This is a genomic window from Streptomyces sp. NPDC006339, assembly GCF_040612775.1.
GTDB lineage: Bacteria > Actinomycetota > Actinomycetes > Streptomycetales > Streptomycetaceae > Streptomyces.
Genome location: NZ_JBEXQW010000015.1, coordinates 76,545 through 96,383 on the forward strand (window position 1 = coordinate 76,545; position 19,839 = coordinate 96,383).

The following is a 19,839-nucleotide window of genomic DNA, read 5'->3' on the forward strand; positions in this document are numbered from 1 at the left end:
TACGGACGGCGACCATGCTGAAACAGGACCTCACCGCGCTGCGGCGGGTGACCACCCGCCGCGTCTGGACGGCGGCGGCCGTCGAGGAGGCGCACCACCACGTCTGGGCGGCGACCGGCCCGTGGCTGGGGCTGGCACGGTCCCGGCGTTCCCACACCGACTCCCCTGCGGACCGGGCGCGCTGGGACGCCTGGATCTCGGCGCTGACGCCGCCCGAGCGCTCCGGCACCAGGAGCTACACGGACGTATGCGTCCTGGCCGGCAGGGCTCGGGACATGTTGCGGGCGCTCCGGCAGGCCCTTCCTCCCTGTCCGCCGGTCGGCTCGGTGGCCGCCGAGATCGAGCGGCGGATCCGCAGCGGCGACCTGCCCCCGGGCGTCCGGGTCGGCCGGGCCTCGCTGGCGAAGGGGCTTCACGTCCCTGGTGAGCACGTCGACCTGGCGCTTGCGGACCTGGCGGCACGCGGCCTGGTGGAAGTCAGCGCCGGCGGCCGGGCAGTCGTCACCAGCAGAACCCTGGGCTCCGGACACCGCACGGGCGGGTACGGCCGGCAGGCCGTCACCGTGGGCGGGGCCGGGGCGGGTGCGGCGTGAACGCGTTACGGGTCTCACCGGCCAGGGCGCTCCTGCCGGGCCGGGAACAGCGCGTCCTCGTCCGGCCGGGACGACCACCTCTTTCCGCCGGCCCGCCTGAGGAAACCGGCTCCTTCCCCCTTTCTGTCCCTCCTGTCGAACCAGGACTTCACATGTGCCAGCACCAGCCCGCCTGCCCTACCGCCGACTCCGCCGACCGTGAGGCGGCCCGCCCGATGGCCTCCCGCCCCGAGCAGGGGTGGAGCCTTTTGTGCAACGGTGTCCTGCTCTTCGAGGACACCGGGGAACTGCTGCCCGACGGGCAGATCATCGCCCCGCACCGCCCCACGACGGCGGTGGCCGCGTGAGCGCGCTCGCCGACTCCCGCGCCCTCGCCCGGCAGAGGGACCTCGCCGCGGCGCGTGCCGCGCTGCGTGACCTCATCGGCCGGCTCCCCTACGAAACGGCTCTTCCCCCGGTGGAGAGCCTGGCCCGTGAGATAGCCCGGACGGTGAAGCTCACCCGCCAGGCGCTGGGGGAGCTGGACGCGGACGGCGACATCGCCCTGCCGCGCCGGGGCCAGGCCCGGCGCCTGCGCCCGGACGAGGCGCACCCCAAGGACAAGGACCTCGTGCGGGAGATCGGTGACCAGATCCTCTCCGGACACTACCGAAGCGGCACGCCGCTGCCGACCGGGCTGCTGGTACGCCGGCACGGACTGGGGACCCGCCGGATGGCACGGGTGTGCCGGCCCCTGCTCGCCGACGGCCTCCTCGTCCACCGGGACGAGCCCGGCGGCCCCCGCCTCTACGTCGCCCCGCCGGCGCCGAGCCAGAACGGCCCGGGGCCGATCGAGGACTACGCCCTGCTCGGCGACCAGCGGGGCGCGGCCCTGGTCCGGCGGGACGGCAGCATCGACTGGCTGTGCCTGCCCCGGTTCGACTCCGACGCACCCTTCGCCCGCCTGCTGGGCACCTCCGAACACGGTTTCTGGCAGCTCGCCCCCACCGTCCTTCCCGGCGCCGCCGCGCCCGTCCCGGTGCGCCGGTACGCGGGCGACTCGCTGGTCGTGGAGACCGAATGGGCCTGCGAGACCGGGACGGTGAAGGTCGCCGACTTCATGGTTCCGGGCGCCGAGGCGCCGCAAGTGGTCCGTATCGTCAACGGCGTCCAGGGCGCCGTGCCGATGCAGATGCTGCTGCGGCCCCGGCCCGGATACGGACGCCGCCGCCCCTGCCTCGGACGCCTCGACGAGCGGCGCGTGGCCATCGGTCTCGGCGAAGACGGCGGTGGGCGGCTGTGGTTCAACAGCACCGCCCGCGTCCAGGCGGACGCCGGCGACATCCACACCCGCTTCACCATCACGGAGGGGGAGACGGTCGCGTTCACCCTCGCGTGGCGGGAGGGCACCGACAGCCCGCCGCCGCAGCCGGCCCCCGACGCCCTGCTCAAGCACACCCTCGACCACTGGGCGGCGTTGGCGGCCCGCTGCACCTACACCGGCCCGCATCGCGAAGCGGTCGTCCGCTCCCTGCTGACCCTGGCCACCCTCATCTACGCCCCCACCGGGGCGATGGTGGCCGCGCCGACCACGTCCCTGCCCGAGGAGATCGGCGGCGTCCGCAACTGGGACTACCGCTTCTCGTGGCTTCGTGACAATGCCTTCGCCGCCGCGGCCCTCGCCCGCTGCGGATACCTGGACGAGGCTCTGGCCTGGACCGACTGGATGGTCCGCTCCTGCGCCGGCACCCCCGGGCGCAGGCAGATCATGTACGGGATCGGCGGCGAGCCCGAGCTGCCCGAGCAGGCACTGCCCCACCTGCCCGGGTACGAGAACTCCGCGCCGGTGAGGACCGGCAACGGCGCGGCCGGCCAACTCCAGCTCGACGTGTACGGGGAGCTGGCCGACACCTTGTACGAGATCGCGCTCGCCGTCCCGGACGCCGCACCCGGTATCGCGGCCGTCCTCGTCGACCTCGCCACGGAGTTGGAAGCGCTCTGGCACGAGCCCGACATGGGCATCTGGGAGATCCGCGGGCCCCGCCGCCACTTCACCCACTCCAAGATCATGGTCTGGGTGACCTTCGACCGGGCGGTCCGGGTCATCGAACACGGCTGGACGACCGGCCCGGTGGGCCAGTGGCGGGCCTTGGCCGAGACGGTCCGCCGCGAAGTCTTCGAGGAGGGCTACGATCCCGAGCGCAACACCTTCGTGCAGCACTCCGAAGGGACCACGCTCGACGCCTCCCTCCTGCACGCCATGCTCGCCGGGTTCCTGCCGGCCGACGACAAACGGGTCATCGGCACGATCGAAGCGGTCCAGCGCGAACTGGGCACGGGCAACGGGCTCCTGCTGCGCTACCGGACCGAGGGCGAGCACCCGGGCATCGACGGCCTGCCCGGCGACGAGGCGCACTTCCTGATCTGCACCGGCTGGCTGGCCCAGGGCCTCGTCCGGATCGGCCGCGCCGACGACGCCGCCGCGGTCCTCGGCCACCTGCTGTCGCTGCGCAACGATGTCGGCCTCCTCGCCGAGGAGTACGACCTGAACGCCCGCCGCCAACTGGGCAACTACCCGCAGGCGTTCAGCCACATCGCCCTGGTCTGCGCGGCCCTGGAGATCGGCTCCGCGCCCGTCGGCGGCGAGCGTGCCGCCCTCCTGGACGCCGTGCCCGCCCAGGCCGCCTCCGCCCCCGGAAAGGTACGCCAGCCGTGACATCGTTCCAGAAAGCCCTCTTATCCGCCCGTACCGCGAGGCACGGAAGGATCGTCCGCACGCCGCACGGTGTTCCGGCCGGCCTCGCCCTGATCGGGGCGAACCTGGCCGGTCTCACCCTGACGGCCGGCGTGATCGCCCAGGAGGCCGGTCACGCCCCGGTGCTGGGGGCCGCGACGGTGCCCGACCAGTCGCCTGTCGAAGAGCAGCCGCAGCACGACGCGGCCAACGCCACGACGGGCAGCGTCCGCACCTACCGCTACGAGCCCCGCACGACGGTCCCGGCCCACCCGAGCGCCCCGCCGCTGTTCCACGGCGACGGCCGCACCGGGGAGGTCTGGTCGTGACCCGTCACCCGGTCACCTCGTACATCGGCGACAGACCGCCCACCCTGGTCGAGCTGGACCAGGAACTGGGGAAGACCGCCGCCGAGCACCCGGCGCTCTGCTCCCTGCGCAAGATCGGCCGTTCCCGCGAGGGCAGGCACATGACGATGCTGACCGTCCACGGGGGTCACAAGCACGTCCTCGTCATCGGCGCCCCGCACCCGAACGAACCGATCGGGCTCGCGGTGATCCCTGCGCTCGCCCGGTACCTCGCCGAGCACCCCCAGACGCGGGAAGAAGTCTCCTGGCACCTCGTGGGATGCGCCGACCCCGACGGCGTCGCCGCCAACGAGGACTGGTGGGCCTCGACGTGGCCGCCGACGCTGGAGGACTACCACCGCGGCCTGTACCGCCCTCAGGCCCACTGCCAGCCCGAGTGGACCTTCCCCACCCCCGCCTTCGACACAACCCTGCCGGAGACCCGTGCCCTCATGAGGGTGATCGACGACGTGCGGCCGGCGCTGACCGTCTCGCTCCACGGAAGCGACTCCGGCGGGGTGTGGGCGATGGCCTCCCGCGCCGAGCCCGCCTTCCCCCAGGTCATGGCGGACCTGGCGGCCCGGTACGGCCTGCGCGTCGAGCAGACTCCGTCGGACTGCATCGGTCTGCCCTCCTTCGGAGCAGGCGCCTACCTCCTGGCGCCTCCCGCCGTCACCAGGACCGACAGTCCTCGCGGCGGGGACGACGACGGCGAGTGGGAGCCGGCCGGATCCAGCAGCGCCCACTACACAGCGCGGCACGGCGGCCTCGGTCTCTTCCCGGAGGTCCCGATGTGGGCGTCCGCCCCCATCAGGCTTTCCCCCCAGGAGGCCATCGGCGTCCTCGAAGACACCCGCTGCGTACTCGGCGACCTCATAGCCGAACATATGGCGGCTTCGGATGAGGAGACCGTGTTCCTGGCCTCCGCGAAGGAGATCCGCTCAATCACCCCTCTGATGATCCGGCAGATCCAGCAGAACCCCGAGGCCGGCCGAGACCAGGACCTCGCCCTCCTCGTCCCAGCGCGCGCCGCGGGCATGCTCCTGCGCCACGCCGACCAGCTCCTCGCCGCCGCCCCGGACCACGAGCAGCTTCAGGCCCTGCGAGCGAAGACCGAGGCCGTCCTCATCGCCTGGTGCCACCGGGCGGAAAAGGCCCTCCGGCCCCAGCCCATGCCGCTGTCGCGTACGGCCGGCTACCAGGCAGAGATGGGCCTGGCCATGGCCGCCCTGCGCCCGGCAGCGTCTGCCGGAACGCCCGGTCCGGAGGTGCGCAATGATCGCTGACGAGCCTCTCCTGGCCGACCGCCACCGCCCCCAGGACATCCATGCGCACATCATCGTCCCACTGACCCAGCCGACCAGGTCGATGCTGCCCCGGGTCCGTTCCCTCCGGCGGCAGGGGGCTGCGCACGTCGGACATCTACGCGGCAGTGCCGTCTGTCCGAACCGGAGCGGGCAGCGCACGCAGACGCTCGGCCAGTTCGGCGCCCGCGCCGATCGTTGCCGGGTCGAGGAGCCGAGTAAGGCGTGCAAGACGGCTGCGGGCAGTAGCTCGCAGTCTCTCAGGCGGAATGAGGTCCAGGACGTTCAGCACGCGGCCGACTGCTGCCTCGGGAGCGTCGCGTGCTTCGGCGAGGGCGAGAACGAGGGTGGCCGCCACCCATCCCGGGGTGTGCTCGGGGGCTGCCGCAATGGAAGTGCGGGCCACGTCGGCGGCCCGGTCGTAGCGCTCCAGGGTGAGGTGGGCCTCCGCGACATGGAGGCGGTGCTCGGCACGGTCGTATCCGAAGCGGCCCGGGATTTCGACGGCCGTCCGCATGATCTCGTCGCTCTCGCTGACAACGTCGTCCGCGCGGGAGACGTCCCCCAGTGCGGCAAGCGTCGGCAGCAGGGCCCAGCCCAGGAGCTGAGCGCGGCGCAGGCCGGCGGGGGCGTGCTGGAGGCCGTGCTCGGCGTGTCCGCGGGCGTGGTCCCAGTCGCGTCGGGAGGTGGCGACCATGGCCAGGGCTCCGCTGGACCAGGCGGTGAGAGCCGTCTCACCGGTGGACTTGCCGATGGCGCCCGCCAGGGTCAGGTGGGCTCGGGCGCCGGCGCGGTCGTCGAGGTGGTAGGCGAGGTTTCCGAGGAGCGCGGAGAGCCAGCCGACCTGACAGTGCAGGCCGCGGGCGGTGTCCCGGTCGGCTGCGGCGACCACGGTGGAAAGCAGGTTGCGGGTAGCCCGGACCTCGTCATGCAGGACGGACGGCGGGTGCTTGCTGTAGTTGAGGGCGTAGTGCTCCACTGCGGCCTCGGCCAGGGTGACGAGCGACGGCGAGCCCTCGGGCGCGTCCAGAACGGCCCACTGCACGGATTCACGGATGGCGGGCAGCCCGCTCTCGGTCGTCATGGATGCCTTTCGTTCGATGCCCTGTTCCTCGCGCTGCCGCCGACCGTAGTCGAGCGGCAGCGGGGCCGCGCACGTACTGCACCACAGGTGGTTCGTGGCGAGCCCAAGCTGGTCCGGGCGTGCCCCATACGCCCGGGAGATCATGATCCTGTACTCGTCGCCGGGCTGCGCCTGCCCATGCTCGTACCGGCACAGCAGAGCCTGCGACAAGGCCGGCGGCAGCAGGTCGTCCGCCAGGTAGACCTGAGCTACCTCGCGGATCGCCTGTGCCCGGGACCATCCCAGAGCCAGGCGCCACGCCTCCAGCGCCGTAAGTTCGGGAATCGCGGCCCGGAGCACGGTGACGGTTCGCTCCTGGCTGTCACCGTCTCGCTGACACTGAGCCCGCAGCCGGGTCGCCTCCCGCTGGATCTCCGCACGCCGCGCTCGCGATACCTTCCCCACCGTCCGCCCCCTCGTCGCCCTGCCACGCCCTCGACTTTCGGGATGCGGGCGGGCATTGACCACAGCAGTCAATGTTCCTACAGCACACGGTCAATGACTGCCCCTCAGCAGGAGGCGCATCGTAGGAGCCAGCGCTCCAACGGCCCTGAGCGACACCACTTCGCCAGACCAGCCCATGGCCGCAGGCGGATCGTGTGGGCCGCACTCGTCGGGAGGCGCCCGCCAGCCGCGCGGGGACCGCCGGCGCCCCAGGAATCCGTACCGGAACCGGCGTCTCCCGAGCGAGGCGTCATTGAGGGCTGCACGAGCCCTCGCTCCCTCCGTCACGAGAAAGGGACTCCCGTGGAGACTGCCCCCGTTCCCCTGCCTTCCGGCAGGTTCACCATCGGCAAGACGTTCGACTTCGAGGCCGGTCACCGCCTCGCCAGCCTCCCGGCTGAGCACAAGTGCTCCCGGCAGCACGGCCACACCTACCAGGTCGAAGTCGTGCTCTCCGCGTCCTCTCTCCAGGGGCCGGGCTTCGTGACGGACTTCGGTGACCTCGGCCCGTTCAAGCGGTACCTCGACAGCGAACTCGACCACCGCAACCTGCACGAGGTCTTCGACTTCGAGCCGACGTCCGAGCTGCTGGCGCAGTACCTGGCTGGCTGGTTCCTCGCGAACATGCCGCCGGGGATCGCCGGGCAGCTGGCCGCCGTCCGCGTCCGCGAGACCCAGCGGAGCTGGGCCCGGTTCGACGTGGCCGCCCCGTGACCGGCGCCGCGGCGACCGTGGGCGGGCCTCTGAGGCAGTTGATCGTCGCCGAGCGCTTCGGTGTCGAGGTGCCCACGTTCCAGGGCGAGGGTCCGAGCTGCGGCCATCCGGCGATCTTCATCCGGCTGTCCCGCTGCAACCTGACCTGCGAGTCCTGCGACACGAAGGAAACGTGGGACTGGAGCCAGTTCAAGCCTCAGGAGGTCTCGACGCGCGAGTCCGTGCAGGATCTCGTGGCGTGGGCGCTGCAGTCGCCGGTCGAGCTCGTGGTCATCACGGGCGGGGAGCCGCTGCTCCAGCAGCGGAACCTGGTCCCCCTGGTGCGACGGCTGCTGGATGAAGGCCGGCGGGTCGAGTTTGAGACCAACGGCACGGTCCTCCCTGACCCCACGCTGCTGGTCGACGGTGTCCGGTTCAACGTGTCGCCGAAGCTGGCGAGCTTCGGGATGGACGAGGCCAAGAGCATCGTGCCGTCCGCGCTCCGGGCGTTCGCCTCTTCCGGGCGGGCCGCGTTCAAGTTCGTCGCCTCCTCCGTCGCCGACGTCGACCGGATCGCCGAGCTGGTGGACCGGCACGGGCTCGCGCCGGTGTGGGTGATGCCGGAGGGCACCACCGCGGAGGCGATCACGTCAACGTCCCGGGTCCTCGCGGACGCGGTCGCCTCCAGGCACTGGCACCTCACCAGCAGGCTCCACGTCCTGGCCTTCGCCGATCCCAAGGGCCGCTGACCGGGCAACCAGCCCGCCCGGTCCTCTCTTCTCCTGCGAAAGCGAGATCCCACATGACGAGTACCACCGTCGCCCGGCCGACGTCGGCCGTCCCCCGCCGGCAGCGGCCCGGCATCGACACCGACCGGGTCGCCGACCTCATCAGCCAGCTGCTGGTCGAGCTGGGCGAGGACCCGGAGCGAGACGGTCTGGCCGAGACGCCGAAGCGGGTCGCGGCCTGGTGGAACGACTTCCTCTCCCCGGGCAGCGCGCCGGCGGCCACCCGCTTCACCGAGTCGCAGTTGGCCGGCCAGCTGGTCGTGGTGGGCGGCATGAGCGTCTGGTCGCTCTGCGAGCACCACATGATCCCCATGAACCTGCAGGTCGCAGTCGGCTACCTGGCGGAGGGCGAGGTGGTGGGGCTGTCCAAGTTCGGCCGCGTCGCCCAGCACTTCGCCGGCAGGCTGCAGGTGCAGGAGCGCTACACCCGCGAGGTCGCCGAGCATCTCGCCGGGGTGATCGGCAGCGAGGACGTCGCGGTCGCCGTACGCGGGGTGCACCTGTGCATGAGCATGCGCGGGGTGCGGATGGAGGACGCCCGCACCACGACCCTGCACTCCGGCGGGCGCTTCGCCACGGACCCGGTCCTCAGCCAGCAGTTCCTTCTCCTCGCGACCAACCAGTTGCACGCGGCGTGACGCCTGCGAGCGGACCTAGAAGGAGGCGTAAGCCATGAGTGCATTCCCCGCGCCGGCGCCCGGGGGCGCCGACCAGGCGGGCCCGCTGTACCTGACCTGGGACGACATAAGGCTCGCGACGGCGGCGCTCGCCCAGCAGACCCTGGCCGCCGGTGTGCCACAGGCCGTGGTGGGGATCGTGCGCGGCGGTCTGATCCCCGCCGTGTGGATCGCCCACCGGCTCGGCGTCCACGACGTCCGGACGATCGAGGTCACCCGCACCACCAGCGACGCCGTCAACGCCGCCAAGACCCCCCTGCCGACCGTCCGGAACCCGGCGTCGCTCGGCGACCTCGCGGGCCTGGACGTGCTGCTCGTCGACGACATCGCCGGCAGCGGCACCACCCTGACCCACACGGCCCAGATGGTTCGCGACCTCGGGCCCGCCCGGGTGCGTACCGCGGTGCTCGCCGTGAACCGGGCCAACTGGCCCGAGGGCGCCGAGCCCCACGACCGGATCGACCACATCGCCCAACTGACGACCACCTGGGTCGTCTTCCCCTGGGAGGAACAGCATGACCAGCGCTGAACTGGACGAGCAGTACCGTACGAGGCGGGGCACCCCGATGATCGGCCCGTACAGCGCCAACCAGATGGACGACTTCTACGCCGCGCTCGCCCGCGGTGAGGCCAAGCCGTCCGGTCTGATGAACCTGATGCAGCACCTCATCGCCGCCGAGGGATGCGCGGAGGGCGCGAACGTGCTCGACGTGTGCTGCGGGCGCGGGCTGGCCCTCCCGCTGCTGCACCGGTACGCGCCGAGGATCGGCCGTTACGTCGGCCTCGACATCAGCTCGGCCAACCTCGCCGAGGCGCGCTCGCGGCTGGTCGAGCTGCGGAGGGAGTACGGCGTCCTGTTCCCGCTCGAGTTCGTCGAGTGCGACGTGTCCGAGCCGTGGCCGCAGCTGCCGCCGTTCGACGTCGCGATCTACACCTCCGCGCTGGAGCACCTGCCGTACGAGCTCGGGGTGAAGAGCCTGGCCGCCACCGGCGCCGCGCTCGCCCCGGGCGGGGTGCTGTACCTGTCGACCCCGCAGGCGTTCGGCCCGCCGCCGCGTCCGCTGCAGTACCGCGTCCACGTCTACGAGTGGTCGTGCGAGGAGGTCGTGAGCGCGGTCGAGGACGCCGGTCTGGTCGTGGAGGACGTGATGGGGCTGCTGCCGCCTGAGCCGGACGAGGTGGCCACCGAGCTCGCCGAGCGGTACGGGACCGGCGCGGTCGACTGGTACCGCGACCTGGCCGCCCGGGTGCCGAAGGCGCTGCTGGACACGGTGTCGTCCGTGATGGTGCCCGACCGGGCGACCGAGCTGCTCTTCGTGTGCCGGAGGCCGGCATGACCGCCCTGACGGTTCCCGGGCCCCGACAGGCGGCCGGGGAGGAGCGGGGCCGGCCGCTGTGGGTGAGCGTGGAGGGCATCAACGGGGTCGGGAAGACCACCGCCGCCCGTGCCACGGCCGCCGCCCTGGGTGCGCGGTGCCTGCTGCTGGACGAGCTGACCGACCAGGCCGCCGACACGCTGCCCGGCCGGGTGATCACGGCCCTCTCTGCGGAGGAGGACGTCTGCCTGCGGACCGGGCACCCGATCGTGGAGACGCTGGCGCTGCTGGCGCTGAAGTTCCGGGAGGTCGAGCGCCTCACGCCCGAGCTGCTGGCCGGCGTCGACGTGATCGTCGAGGACCGGGGCGTGGACAGCGTGGCCGTGTGCCAGGGAGCGATCCTGCACACCGAGCACCCGAGCACGCCCGCTCGGGCGGTGGCCGACCAGATCCTGGCCACTGCCCGCCGCTGGCGCCCGATGCCGGACGCCACGCTCCTGCTGACCGGCGACCGGGAGACGTGCCTGGCCCGGTTCGCCGCCCGGATCGGCCGCACCGTCCCGTCCGACGCCCGGGAGATCATCGAGCAGACCGAGCACCTCTACCGGGAGCTGGCCGCCGCCGAGCCGGAGCGGTACACGGTGATCGACGTGACCGGCTACCCCCCGGAGGAAACCGGCAAGGCCGTCGAGGACGCCCTCCGCGCGATCGTGGAGCGCCGGGAGGTGCACCGTGCTTCGTGACATCACCCTGCTGTGGGCGCTGCGCTCCCCCTGCTCGTTCGCCTGCCCGCACTGCTACTTCGGGGAGCTGGACGAGCACAAGAAGGCCCTTCCCGAGGGACTCGGCGTGCTGTCCCACATCCCCGTCCGCGACCTCGACCGCACCGTGCTGGAGGCGTTCGCGCGGACGCTGGCCGACTCGCCGGTCGAGCGGGTCGTCCTCGCCGGCGGCGAGCCGCTGGACTGGCTGCCCACCCTCAGCCTGATCAAGACGATCAAGGACGCCGGCTGTGAGGTCGTCGTGGCGACCAACGGCGTCCCGCTGAACCGGCCCGGCATCGCCCGACGGCTCGTCGACCTCGGCGTCGACGGGGTCTCGGTCTCCCTGGACAGCGCGGATGCGGCCACGAACGACCGGCTGCGGCCCTCGCGGTCCGGGCGGGTCGGACACCGCGAGGTCCTGGCCGGCATTCGCACCCTGCTCGACGAGCGGGGCTCCGGTGCGGGGCCCCGGGTCGGCATCTACACCGTGGTCATGCGCGACCGCCCTCAGGAGATCACCGACGTCGCCCGGCTCGCGGCGGACATCGGTGTCGACTACTACGTGCCGCAGCCCATCTCCCTCCCGGCCGACCACAAGCTCTTCGCCGAGCGCTGTCACACCGCCGAGGATGTCCCCGCCGTCGAGGACCAGCTGCGTCGCCTCCAGGAGGACCCGCGCGGGCTCACCGTCCCCGGCCCCTCCTACACGCGGCAGTTCCTCGCCTCGATCGCCACCCAGGACAGCGGTCGGGTCGAGGACTGCTTCGGCGGGGCGCAGTTGTTCTTCGTCCAGCCCGACGGATCGCTGTGGGACTGCCCCTCCGACCGCCGGATCGCCGCCACCGCCGCCTCCGAACAGCGCAGCATCGCCGGCGCCGACGCGAGGACCCTGTTCACCGACCGCCCGGCATGTACGGACTGCTCGCACTTCTCCAGGGACTGCGTGAACATGGGCCCGCTCGTGCTCGGCATGCCGCGCCTCCTCGCCCGGGAGGCAACGTGACCGGCCTGCCACCGGTCCCTGCGGCGGAAGGTCTGGGCGAGGGCATGCTGGCCGCGCTTGCCGGCATGCCCGATCCCACCGGAGCGTCGTTCGCTGACCGGTTCGAGCAGGACCTCACCGAGAGGTTCACCAGTCGGCACGCGGTCGCGGTGTCCTCCGGCACGACGGCGCTGCACGCCGCGTTGTCCGCCGTCGGGGTCGGGCCCGGCGACGAAGTCCTGGTACCGGCCCTCACCGTCGTCATGACCGCCGCGCCGCTCGCCCAGCTCGGCGCCACCCCGGTCTTCGTCGACAGCGGCCCCGACACCCTCGACCTGGACTACGACGACGCCGCCGCGAAGGTGACGGCCCGGACGAAAGCGATCGTCCCGGTCCACCTGTGGGGCAGGATGGGCGACCCAGTCGGCCTCCGCTCGTTCGCCGCGCAGCACGGGCTGGCCGTGGTCGAGGACGCCGCCCAGGCCGCCGGGTCGTCGCGCGGCGGCGTTCCGGCAGGCGCGGTCGGCGATGCCGGGTGTTTCAGCATGAAGGACGGCAAGATCCTCTGGAGCGGGGAGGGCGGATACGTCCTGACCGACGGCTCGGCTCTCGCCGCCCACGTCCGGGCCTTCCGCGGCCACTGGCTGACGCCCCCTCCCGGTGGCCGCTCTCAAGAACGGCTCGCGGTCAACGGACGCCTGGCCGAGCCGCTCGCGGCGCTCGCGCAGGCCAACCTGCGCAGGTTCCCGGTCCTGCTGGAGCGCCGCCGCGCCCAAACCGGGTACCTGCTCCAGGCGCTGGCCGGTGTCCGGGGTCTCACGCCGCTGACGCCAGCGAAGGACGAGGCGTGGAACCACTACGCCCCGCTCCTGCGCATCAGTCTGCCGGAGCCACGGGCCTTCGCCGAGCACCTCGCCCGGCAGAGAGTGCCGAGCTCCACCGGCGCCTTCCGGCTCGTGCCGTGCGACACCCGGCCCATGTTCGCCGCCAGCGACCGGACTCCGTGCCGCGGGGCCGCTCAGATCCTCGACCGCACCCTCGCCCTTGTTCTCACCGAGCGCGACGACGAAGCGGTCCTCGACCACTACGCCACTGTGCTCGCCCGGGAGGCCGCCGCATGGCGCCCATGACCGGCGACCCGAACCGATCCACCGGCGGCGTTCCCGCCGGCGGCCCGCCGTCCTCGTCTGCGAACGGAAACCGCATGACCACCACACGCTCGCTGTGCAGCCGTGGCCCGCTGATCTCCGCCGAGGGTCTCAACGGCGTCGGCAAGACCTACCTCACCAACCGCGCCGTCGAAGCCATCGAGACGAAACCGCTGATGCTGGACGAGTTCTCCCAGCGGGCGAACGGACGCCCGGGCCTGGGTGAAGCGCTCCTCCAGTCCCTGCGCGAGGCCAGCGCCGGGGACCCATTCCTGCGCGGCGGCACCCCGATGGCCGAGGCTCTGCTCCTCATCGCCATCAAACGGCACGACCTCGACACCGTCCTGCCCGACCTGGCCCGCGGGCAGACCGTGGTCGAGGGCCGCAGCGTGGACACCACCGCCGTGTGCCAGGCGCTCCTGCTGCACCCCGATGACCTGGACGCGGCCCTGAGGGCGGCGGTCGACCTGCTGGGTCTCGCCTCCTCCTACCGGCCGCTGCCCGACCTCACGATCCTCGTCACCGACGACGCCTCGAAGGCCCTGGAGCGTGCGCAGTGGCGTGACCGGTGCGTCTTCACCGACGAGCAGGCGGAGTTCATGCGCAAGGCGTGCGTGCTCTTCGAGCGTCTCGCCGCCACCGATCCGGTCCGCTACCGGGTCGTGGACCGGCGCCACGTCGACGAGTACGAGGCTGCCGACCTGATCCGGGAGTGGATCGAGGGCGCCGGTGGTGATCTCGCCTGTCTGGTGGAGCCGTGGCAGGGGCCGGGCGCGGGCTGCATGTGCTGCGGACAGCCCACGAAGGCCGAGGCGGCGTGAGCACGGCTGCCCGTCTGCCGCTCTGTCCGGCCAACCGGTCCGCAGGGAACCGGTGTTCCCCGACGGTCCCCGAGAGGGTGGAGGCTCTGGTCCTCGACTTCGACGGCGTCCTCGCCGACACCGTCGGCCGGCACGAGGCCGCTCTGCGCGCGGCCCTGCAGCCGTACGGTGTCGCCCTGGACTCTGGCTGGTACAGCCGGCACGTCGGCCTGTCCATCCACGACCTCCTGGCGGCGCTGCCCGGTGGCCGGTCGCTTCCCCACGACGAGATCGTCCAGCGCAGCCGCGGTCATCTGCTGGCCTCGGTGCACACGATCACGCCGATCCCGTGCGTCGTGGAGCTGCTGGGGCAGGCCCGGCGTGCCGGAGTGCCGTGCGCCGTGGCATCGGGCGCCAGCCGGCTGCTCGTCGACCCGGGGCTCGACGCCCTGCGCTTGAACGAGGCGTTCGCGGCCGTGGTCCGGCGTGAGGACGTCGTTCACGGCAAGCCGGATCCGGAGCTGTTCCTCACCGCCGCCCGCCGCCTGGGCGTCGCGCCGGACCGCTGCCTCGCGGTCGACGACGCTCCCGACGGCATCGCCTCCGCCCGCGCCGCCGGCATGCAGGTGATCACGGTGGTCGGCGGCCACCTGACGCCCGTAGGCGAACAGCCGGCGCAGCCCTTCGCATCGCCCCAGTACACCGAGCCCATCCGATGACGGCACGACGCCGTCCGACCCCGGGAGCATGATGCCCGTCCTGCACTCGACTAAGAACCTGCACATCATCGAGGAGCCGACCGCGGCGCGTGAAGGCGTCGGCGTCTTCGAGTACACCGACCACTACACCGTCTTCCACTACGGACGGATGCCGGATCCGATCCCCGGCAAGGGCGAGGCGACCTGCCGGATGGCCGCCTTCAACTTCGCGCTGCTGGAGAAGGCCGGCGTGCGGACGCACTTCCGCCGGTTCATCGCACCGAACCGGATCGAGTTCACCCTCGCGCGCCTTCCGGAGCAGGTCCGCCAGCCCCTCACGCCTGCTGGCGGCGGCTACCTGCTGCCCCTGCAGGTGCTCTTCCGCAACGAGCTCCCGCCGGGCAGCTCCGTCCACCGGCGCCTCGCCGCCGGCGATCTCACCCCGGCCGACGTCGGTCTCGACGCGGTCCCTGCGGTCGGCGCGAAGCTGGAGCGACCGCTCATCGAGTACGCGACGACCCAGGAAGACGTGAACCGCTTCATCGCCCCCGGCGAGGCCCAGCGCCTCGCGGGTCTGGACGACGAGCAGTTCGCGGCCCTGCGGGAGATCACCTGGAAGGTCAACGCGGTGCTGACCGGCCACGCCGCCAAGGTCGGCCTCAGCCACTGCGACGGCAAGGCCGAGTACCTGCTGACCAGCGACCAGCAGCTGGTGCTCGCCGACAGCCCCGGCACGCCGGACGAGAGCCGCCTGATGTTCGCTGGTGTCCACTGCGGCAAGCAGATCCTGCGCGACTGGTACGTGAACTCGGGCAACGAGGTGCCGGTCGGCAAGTTGATCGCCGCCGGTGTGCCCAGGGACCGGTGGCCACAGCCCGTGCCGCTGCCGCCCGAGTACGTGGCGGTGATGACGGACCTGTACCAGTCCCTGAGCGAGACCTGGACGGGAGAGCGGCCCTGGAGCGCACCGGATCTGGAGACCGCGACCCGGGCCGTCACCGACCTCGTCGGCCGATGACCGCGCGCCACGGCGGCCGGAAGCCCAGCCGCCTCCTCACCGCAGCCGCGGATCGGGTCAGGGCGGGACGTACGCGAAAGGAGAACTCATGGGCGGCTTGACCCAGGATCCCGCCTTCCGGGCTACGACGTTCGTCGTCATCGACTTCGAGACGACGACCCCCACCGGCTACCCGGCCCAGCCCATCGAGGTCGCAGCGCTCGCCCTGCGGTTCGAGGACGGCGCGTGGACGGAGACCGGGCGCTACACGTCCCTGATCCGGCCGCCCGAGTTCGCCCCGGTGACCCCGGCGGACACCGCTCAGACCGGGCTGACCGCCGAGCAGCTCCAGCAGGCTCCCACCCCGGCCGAAGCGCTGGGGGCGCTGGACCAGCGGCTCACGGCCGGCACCCCGTATCTGCTGGTGGCCCAGCACGCGGCCACCGAGGCGAACGTCCTCCACAACCAGGTCGAACACAGCCCGACGCTGGCCAGGACGGACTTCCTCGACACGATCCCGCTGGCCAAGCAGCTCATCCCAAACCTGCCGAACTACAAACTCGACACGCTGCTGGCCCACTTCGGCATCCCGCAACCCACGGACCGGCACCGGGCCCCGGCCGACGTCGACGTCACCGCGAAGGTCTTCCTGCGCCTCATCAGCGCCGCGGACGAAGACCCGCGGTTCGCCAGCCTCGCAGCCCTGGTGAAGACCGCCGGCCGCACCGCCAAGGCCAACCTCCCTGTGCAGGCGGGTCTCTTCGACGTCTGAACACCCCGGCACACGAACCGCCGTACGACCGATCCAAAGAAAGGACGTGCTCAACTCGATGACGAAGAAAGAGCAAGGACTGACCCAGGTGCCCTTCTGGTTCGACCCGTTGTGCCCCTGGGCGTGGGTGACCTCGCGATGGCTCCTGGAGGTCGAGACGGTCCGGTCCGTACGCGCGGACTGGCGGATCACGTCGCTCGCCTACCTCAACCTCGAACAGCGCGAGGGGAAGGGACTCAGCGACGACTACCGCGCGCTGATGGAGAAGGCATGGGGCTCGGTGAGGGTCTGCGCGGCTGCCGCCGAGCACGCCGGCCAGGACATCCTCGGCCCGCTGTACACCGCCATCGGCACCCGCCTGCACAACCAGCGGCGCCGCGAGGACCCCGCCGTGATCACGGAGGCGCTCGCCGAAACGCACCTCCCCACCTCGTTGGCCTCCGCCGCAACGAGCACGGAGTTCGACCGCCTCATCAAGGACTCGCACAACGAGGCATTCGACGAGGTCGGCCTCGATGTCGGGACCCCCGTCCTCCGCATCGCCGGCACAGCCCTGTTCGGCCCGGTGCTCCGGCAGGCCCCCCGCGGCGAGGACGCCGGCCAGCTCTGGGACGGCCTGCTCCACGTCGCAGCGACGGACGGGTTCTTCGAGCTCAAGCGAAGCCGGGACAGCAAGCCCTCCTTCGAGTGAGCGAATCCGCCCCTGGCAGGAACCACACCCCGACCGTCCCCAAGCATGGAGGCTGACACCCGTGGTCCGGCACCGAGGCGAGCAGGGCCGCCGGCGTGCTGACTGGTGCGCCTCTGGCACGAGAGCCCGGGACCACCGGTGCTCCGGTACAGCCCGTCTAGGCCGGTGCCGTGACCGCTCGCCTGATGCGGTGTCCGACAAGACGCTCGGCCACCTCCAGCGGGTACCAGCCGGCGCCGGTCACCTCGGACTCCTGAATGCGTCCGACATCACCGCGGACCGTGGTGAAGGCGTATCCGATGTCCAGGTGGTAGTGCTCCGGCTCGTCCTTCTGCGGCCGGGCCGGCACCTTGCCGTACTCGACGTAGACAGGCGTCGGCGAGACCACGGAGACCTGCCGGGGGTCCATGCCGGTCTCCTCCGTCAGCTCGCGTACCGCCGCCTCGACCAGCGAGGTGTCGGTCGGCTCAAGGTGACCGCCGGGCTGAAGGGTGAGGCCGTATGCGAGGTGCTCGATGAGCAGGATCTCGGCGCCGTCGCGGACGAGCAGAGCTCCGACGGTCACGTGCATGGGGAAGCTGCGCCGAGAGGCGAAGTTCCTGCCTTCCGCGAGGAGCTGCAGGGGCTTGGACAGCTGCTCGGCCTCGTCCGGGTGGCGCTCCAGGTAAACGCCGAGAGCGTCCGAGATGTCGGAATCAGTGATGGCCACGAAGCGGCTCCAGCAAGGTGTTCGTGCGGGGAGGTTCGCACTCTACAAGTCCGGTGGGGGCCGTTGTTCCACAACGCGCCCGGTCTCGCGCTAAAGGGTCTCGCCATCGGCGATTCGGCCAACCTCCTTACCTGCCAGCGCCGTTGGAAGAACCGGGTCGATGCATCCGCCACGCTCCGACACGCGCCGAATCTCGGGGATTCCGCTGAGACCGAAAGACACCAGTTCGATATCCCGGCGCGGTCGTTGAGCCACCCGACCGCCCCACGCGACCGTCCAGGAGGAACCGCCGTTGACCTCGACTCCCGTGAACGATCAGCACAAGACCACACTGCCTCCTCCGCCGCCGGCGGAGATCACCTACACCGGGCAGTACTCCATCAACCCCCTCGCCGAGGTGTCCTTCCGGCGGATGTGCGCGCAGATCCCCGCCGTCCTGGGCCGGATCGCGCGGCTGTCCTGGCGGATCGACCGGGGGGCCGTGCAGCTGCTTCTCGGCTGCCAGCTGGTCACTGGCGTCTCGGCCGCCGTGCTGCTGACGGCCACCGCCCGCGCCATGGAACCCGTGCTCGGAGCCGGGTCCGCCGGAGACCGACTGCGGGGTGCCCTGCCGGCGCTGCTCGTGGTGACGGTCGCCGCCGCCGTGGCTCGGACAGCGAGAGCGGTGGCCTCGTACGCGGGGCGGCGGATCACGCCGCGGTTGACGACGGAGATGGATTCGGCGCTGGTCGAGGCGGTGTGCCGAGTGGAGGCGGCTGCGTACGCGGAGGACGGTTTCTCCGACCGGCGCGAGGCGGCCGAGATGGGGGTGATGCGCACTCATGTGATGGTGGCCGACGCGCAGCAGTTCGTGTCGGCGGTGATCCGCATGGTCACCGCCGGAGGCGTGCTGTCGGTGCTGAACCCGCTGATGCTGCCGCTGCTCCTGCTCGCCGTACTGCCGGCCGGTGTCGGGGCCGTGCTGAGCGCGCGGGTGGACTACGAGATCCACTACGGCAACATCGCGGATCGCAACGTACGCGGGATGATGCGCTGGTGGGCCACCGAGTCCAAGTACAGCGACGAGATCCGCGCGAACTCCATGGTCGACTATCTCGTCTACTGGTACCGGGCCCTGTCGGACCGGTGCGATCGGCGCACCCTGGCCGCCGCGCCACGAACCCTGCGGATCGCTCTGTTGTCCGCGCTCGCCGGCGGCATCTGCCTGGCGGCGACGTGGGGTGCACTGGCGTGGCTGGCGATCTCCGGCCGGATCGACCTCGCGGTCGCCGCGACGGCCGGGATCGCGGTGCAGACCATGCTCGCCGCCTTGACCCAGGTCGTCACCGGTGGCGCCGCGGTCTTCCACACCAGCCTGTACCTCGGCGACATGCAGAGCTTCCTCGACGAGGCCGCCGACCGCGCGCCCCAGCGGGGTCCTTGCCGTCTGGCCGCGCCGGTGGACGAGATCCGTCTGGAAGAGGTGGTCTACCAGTACCCGGGCAAGGACAAGCCCGCCGTCGACGGCGTCTCGCTGACCCTGCGGCGCGGCCAGATCCTCGCGATCGTCGGGGCGAACGGTTCCGGGAAGAGCACCCTGACCCGGCTGCTGACCGGCATCTACCTGGCGGACAAGGGCACGGTCTCGTGGAACGGCACCGACCTCGCCGACGCCGACCCGGCCTCGGTCTGGCGCCTGACCGGTCTGGTGCCGCAGATCTTCGGGCAGTGGCCGCTGCGCCTGCGCGAGAACGTGACCCTCGGCCAGCCGCGTACCCACGACGACGCCCCGGTGTGGGAGGCCATCGACGCAGTCGGGCTGCGCGACGCCGTCGAAGACCTCCCCGCCGGTCTCGACACCCTCCTCGCCCGGGACCTGTGGGGCGGCACGGAGCTCTCCGGCGGTCAGTGGCAGCGCATCGCGTGTTCCAGGGCCTTGTACCGCCGGCCCGAACTGCTCATCCTCGACGAGCCCACCTCCCAGATGGACCCCCGGGGCGAACACCAGATCTTCGAACAGATCAAGGCCATCGCCGCCGACCGCATCACCATCGTGGTCACCCACCGCCTGGAGAACACCAAGATCGCCGACCACATCATCGTGATGGAGCACGGTCGGATCACCGAACAGGGCCGGTACGACGACCTCACCCACGGCGGCGGAACCTTCGCCGAACTCCTGGAACTCTCCCAGGACCGCTGAACGACCTCACCGCGCCTCTCTGTCGCGCCCCGCCAGGCGGACAGGCCACATCAAGGAGGATCCGTGCCCCCGTCCCCCGCCACCAGCGCCGCCTGTGA

21 protein-coding genes are annotated in these 19,839 nt (G+C 71.8%); 19 read left to right on the plus strand and 2 right to left on the minus strand.

The genetic code is table 11. From position 1 onward, the window contains the following. Positions 1–14: 14 nt before the first annotated feature. The 5 genes from ABZ135_RS14625 (at position 15) to ABZ135_RS14645 (ending at position 4,939) form a co-directional block, all read left to right on the plus strand. Positions 15–593 carry a GntR family transcriptional regulator gene (locus tag ABZ135_RS14625; RefSeq protein WP_356695472.1) on the plus strand — a complete coding sequence of 193 codons (579 nt, stop codon included), beginning with the start codon at positions 15–17 and terminating at the stop codon, positions 591–593. Between the two features lie 152 nt (positions 594–745). Further along, on the plus strand, positions 746–940 hold the full coding sequence (locus tag ABZ135_RS14630; protein WP_356695474.1) for a DUF5999 family protein: 195 nt from the start codon (positions 746–748) through the stop codon (positions 938–940). A gap of 365 nt (positions 941–1,305) precedes the next feature. After that, positions 1,306–3,288, plus strand: coding sequence for a glycoside hydrolase family 15 protein (locus ABZ135_RS14635; protein WP_356695665.1), 1,983 nt, complete (start codon positions 1,306–1,308; stop codon positions 3,286–3,288). Beyond that, a complete protein-coding gene (locus ABZ135_RS14640) occupies positions 3,285–3,635 on the plus strand; it encodes a hypothetical protein (RefSeq protein WP_356695476.1) in 351 nt (116 codons plus the stop codon). Before ABZ135_RS14635 ends, ABZ135_RS14640 begins: the two co-directional genes overlap by 4 nt. Further along, on the plus strand, positions 3,632–4,939 hold the full coding sequence (locus ABZ135_RS14645; protein ID WP_356695478.1) for a M14 family zinc carboxypeptidase: 1,308 nt from the start codon (positions 3,632–3,634) through the stop codon (positions 4,937–4,939). The genes ABZ135_RS14640 and ABZ135_RS14645 overlap by 4 nt, the downstream gene beginning before the upstream one ends. A 136-nt stretch (positions 4,940–5,075) precedes the next feature. Here ABZ135_RS14645 and ABZ135_RS14650 read toward each other — a convergent pair whose 3' ends face one another. Next, positions 5,076–6,380 (minus strand): Twin-arginine translocation pathway signal, encoded by a 1,305-nt coding sequence (locus ABZ135_RS14650; protein ID WP_356695480.1) that lies wholly within the window; start codon positions 6,378–6,380, stop codon positions 5,076–5,078. Positions 6,381–6,827: 447 nt separating this feature from the next. Here ABZ135_RS14650 and ABZ135_RS14655 point away from each other — a divergent pair, with 447 nt between their 5' ends. The 13 genes from ABZ135_RS14655 to ABZ135_RS14715 all read left to right on the plus strand — a co-directional run bounded on the left by ABZ135_RS14655 (position 6,828) and on the right by ABZ135_RS14715 (position 16,850). Then, a complete protein-coding gene (locus ABZ135_RS14655; protein ID WP_356695482.1) occupies positions 6,828–7,238 on the plus strand; it encodes a 6-carboxytetrahydropterin synthase in 411 nt (136 codons plus the stop codon). Next, entirely contained in the window at positions 7,235–7,966 is a 732-nt protein-coding gene (locus tag ABZ135_RS14660; protein ID WP_356695484.1) for a 7-carboxy-7-deazaguanine synthase QueE, read from the plus strand. Before ABZ135_RS14655 ends, ABZ135_RS14660 begins: the two co-directional genes overlap by 4 nt. A 53-nt stretch (positions 7,967–8,019) precedes the next feature. Then, positions 8,020–8,643, plus strand: a complete 624-nt coding sequence (gene folE / locus ABZ135_RS14665; protein WP_356695486.1) for a GTP cyclohydrolase I FolE — start codon at positions 8,020–8,022, stop codon at positions 8,641–8,643. A 34-nt stretch (positions 8,644–8,677) separates the two neighbouring features. Then, the gene (locus ABZ135_RS14670) at positions 8,678–9,211 is read left to right on the plus strand and encodes a phosphoribosyltransferase family protein (protein ID WP_356695488.1); all 534 of its coding nucleotides are present in this window, start codon (positions 8,678–8,680) and stop codon (positions 9,209–9,211) included. Then, positions 9,198–10,019 carry a class I SAM-dependent methyltransferase gene (locus ABZ135_RS14675; RefSeq protein ID WP_356695490.1) on the plus strand — a complete coding sequence of 274 codons (822 nt, stop codon included), beginning with the start codon at positions 9,198–9,200 and terminating at the stop codon, positions 10,017–10,019. Before ABZ135_RS14670 ends, ABZ135_RS14675 begins: the two co-directional genes overlap by 14 nt. Further along, positions 10,016–10,741, plus strand: coding sequence for a thymidylate kinase (locus ABZ135_RS14680; protein WP_356695492.1), 726 nt, complete (start codon positions 10,016–10,018; stop codon positions 10,739–10,741). Before ABZ135_RS14675 ends, ABZ135_RS14680 begins: the two co-directional genes overlap by 4 nt. Then, positions 10,731–11,765, plus strand: a complete 1,035-nt coding sequence (locus tag ABZ135_RS14685) for a radical SAM protein (RefSeq protein ID WP_356695494.1) — start codon at positions 10,731–10,733, stop codon at positions 11,763–11,765. Before ABZ135_RS14680 ends, ABZ135_RS14685 begins: the two co-directional genes overlap by 11 nt. Continuing rightward, positions 11,762–12,874 carry an aminotransferase class I/II-fold pyridoxal phosphate-dependent enzyme gene (locus tag ABZ135_RS14690; protein WP_356695496.1) on the plus strand — a complete coding sequence of 371 codons (1,113 nt, stop codon included), beginning with the start codon at positions 11,762–11,764 and terminating at the stop codon, positions 12,872–12,874. Before ABZ135_RS14685 ends, ABZ135_RS14690 begins: the two co-directional genes overlap by 4 nt. Positions 12,875–12,948: 74 nt before the next feature. After that, complete coding sequence (locus ABZ135_RS14695) at positions 12,949–13,713, plus strand: thymidylate kinase (RefSeq protein ID WP_356695498.1); 765 nt, start codon at positions 12,949–12,951, stop codon at positions 13,711–13,713. A 77-nt stretch (positions 13,714–13,790) separates the two neighbouring features. Beyond that, positions 13,791–14,411, plus strand: coding sequence for an HAD family phosphatase (locus tag ABZ135_RS14700; RefSeq protein WP_356695500.1), 621 nt, complete (start codon positions 13,791–13,793; stop codon positions 14,409–14,411). Positions 14,412–14,439: 28 nt separating this feature from the next. Next, positions 14,440–15,408, plus strand: coding sequence for a phosphoribosylaminoimidazolesuccinocarboxamide synthase (locus ABZ135_RS14705; protein ID WP_356695502.1), 969 nt, complete (start codon positions 14,440–14,442; stop codon positions 15,406–15,408). Between the two features lie 88 nt (positions 15,409–15,496). Next, positions 15,497–16,159, plus strand: a complete 663-nt coding sequence (locus ABZ135_RS14710) for a 3'-5' exonuclease (protein ID WP_356695504.1) — start codon at positions 15,497–15,499, stop codon at positions 16,157–16,159. Positions 16,160–16,217: 58 nt separating this feature from the next. After that, the gene (locus tag ABZ135_RS14715) at positions 16,218–16,850 is read left to right on the plus strand and encodes a disulfide bond formation protein DsbA (protein ID WP_356695506.1); all 633 of its coding nucleotides are present in this window, start codon (positions 16,218–16,220) and stop codon (positions 16,848–16,850) included. A gap of 157 nt (positions 16,851–17,007) precedes the next feature. Here ABZ135_RS14715 and ABZ135_RS14720 read toward each other — a convergent pair whose 3' ends face one another. Further along, positions 17,008–17,559: an NUDIX domain-containing protein gene (locus ABZ135_RS14720; protein WP_356695508.1), complete on the minus strand. Its 552-nt coding sequence runs from the start codon at positions 17,557–17,559 to the stop codon at positions 17,008–17,010. A gap of 412 nt (positions 17,560–17,971) precedes the next feature. On the opposite strand from ABZ135_RS14720, the gene ABZ135_RS14725 reads away from it, so the two are divergent. Further along, the gene (locus ABZ135_RS14725) at positions 17,972–19,741 is read left to right on the plus strand and encodes an ABC transporter ATP-binding protein (RefSeq protein WP_356695667.1); all 1,770 of its coding nucleotides are present in this window, start codon (positions 17,972–17,974) and stop codon (positions 19,739–19,741) included. Positions 19,742–19,839 lie beyond the last annotated feature (98 nt).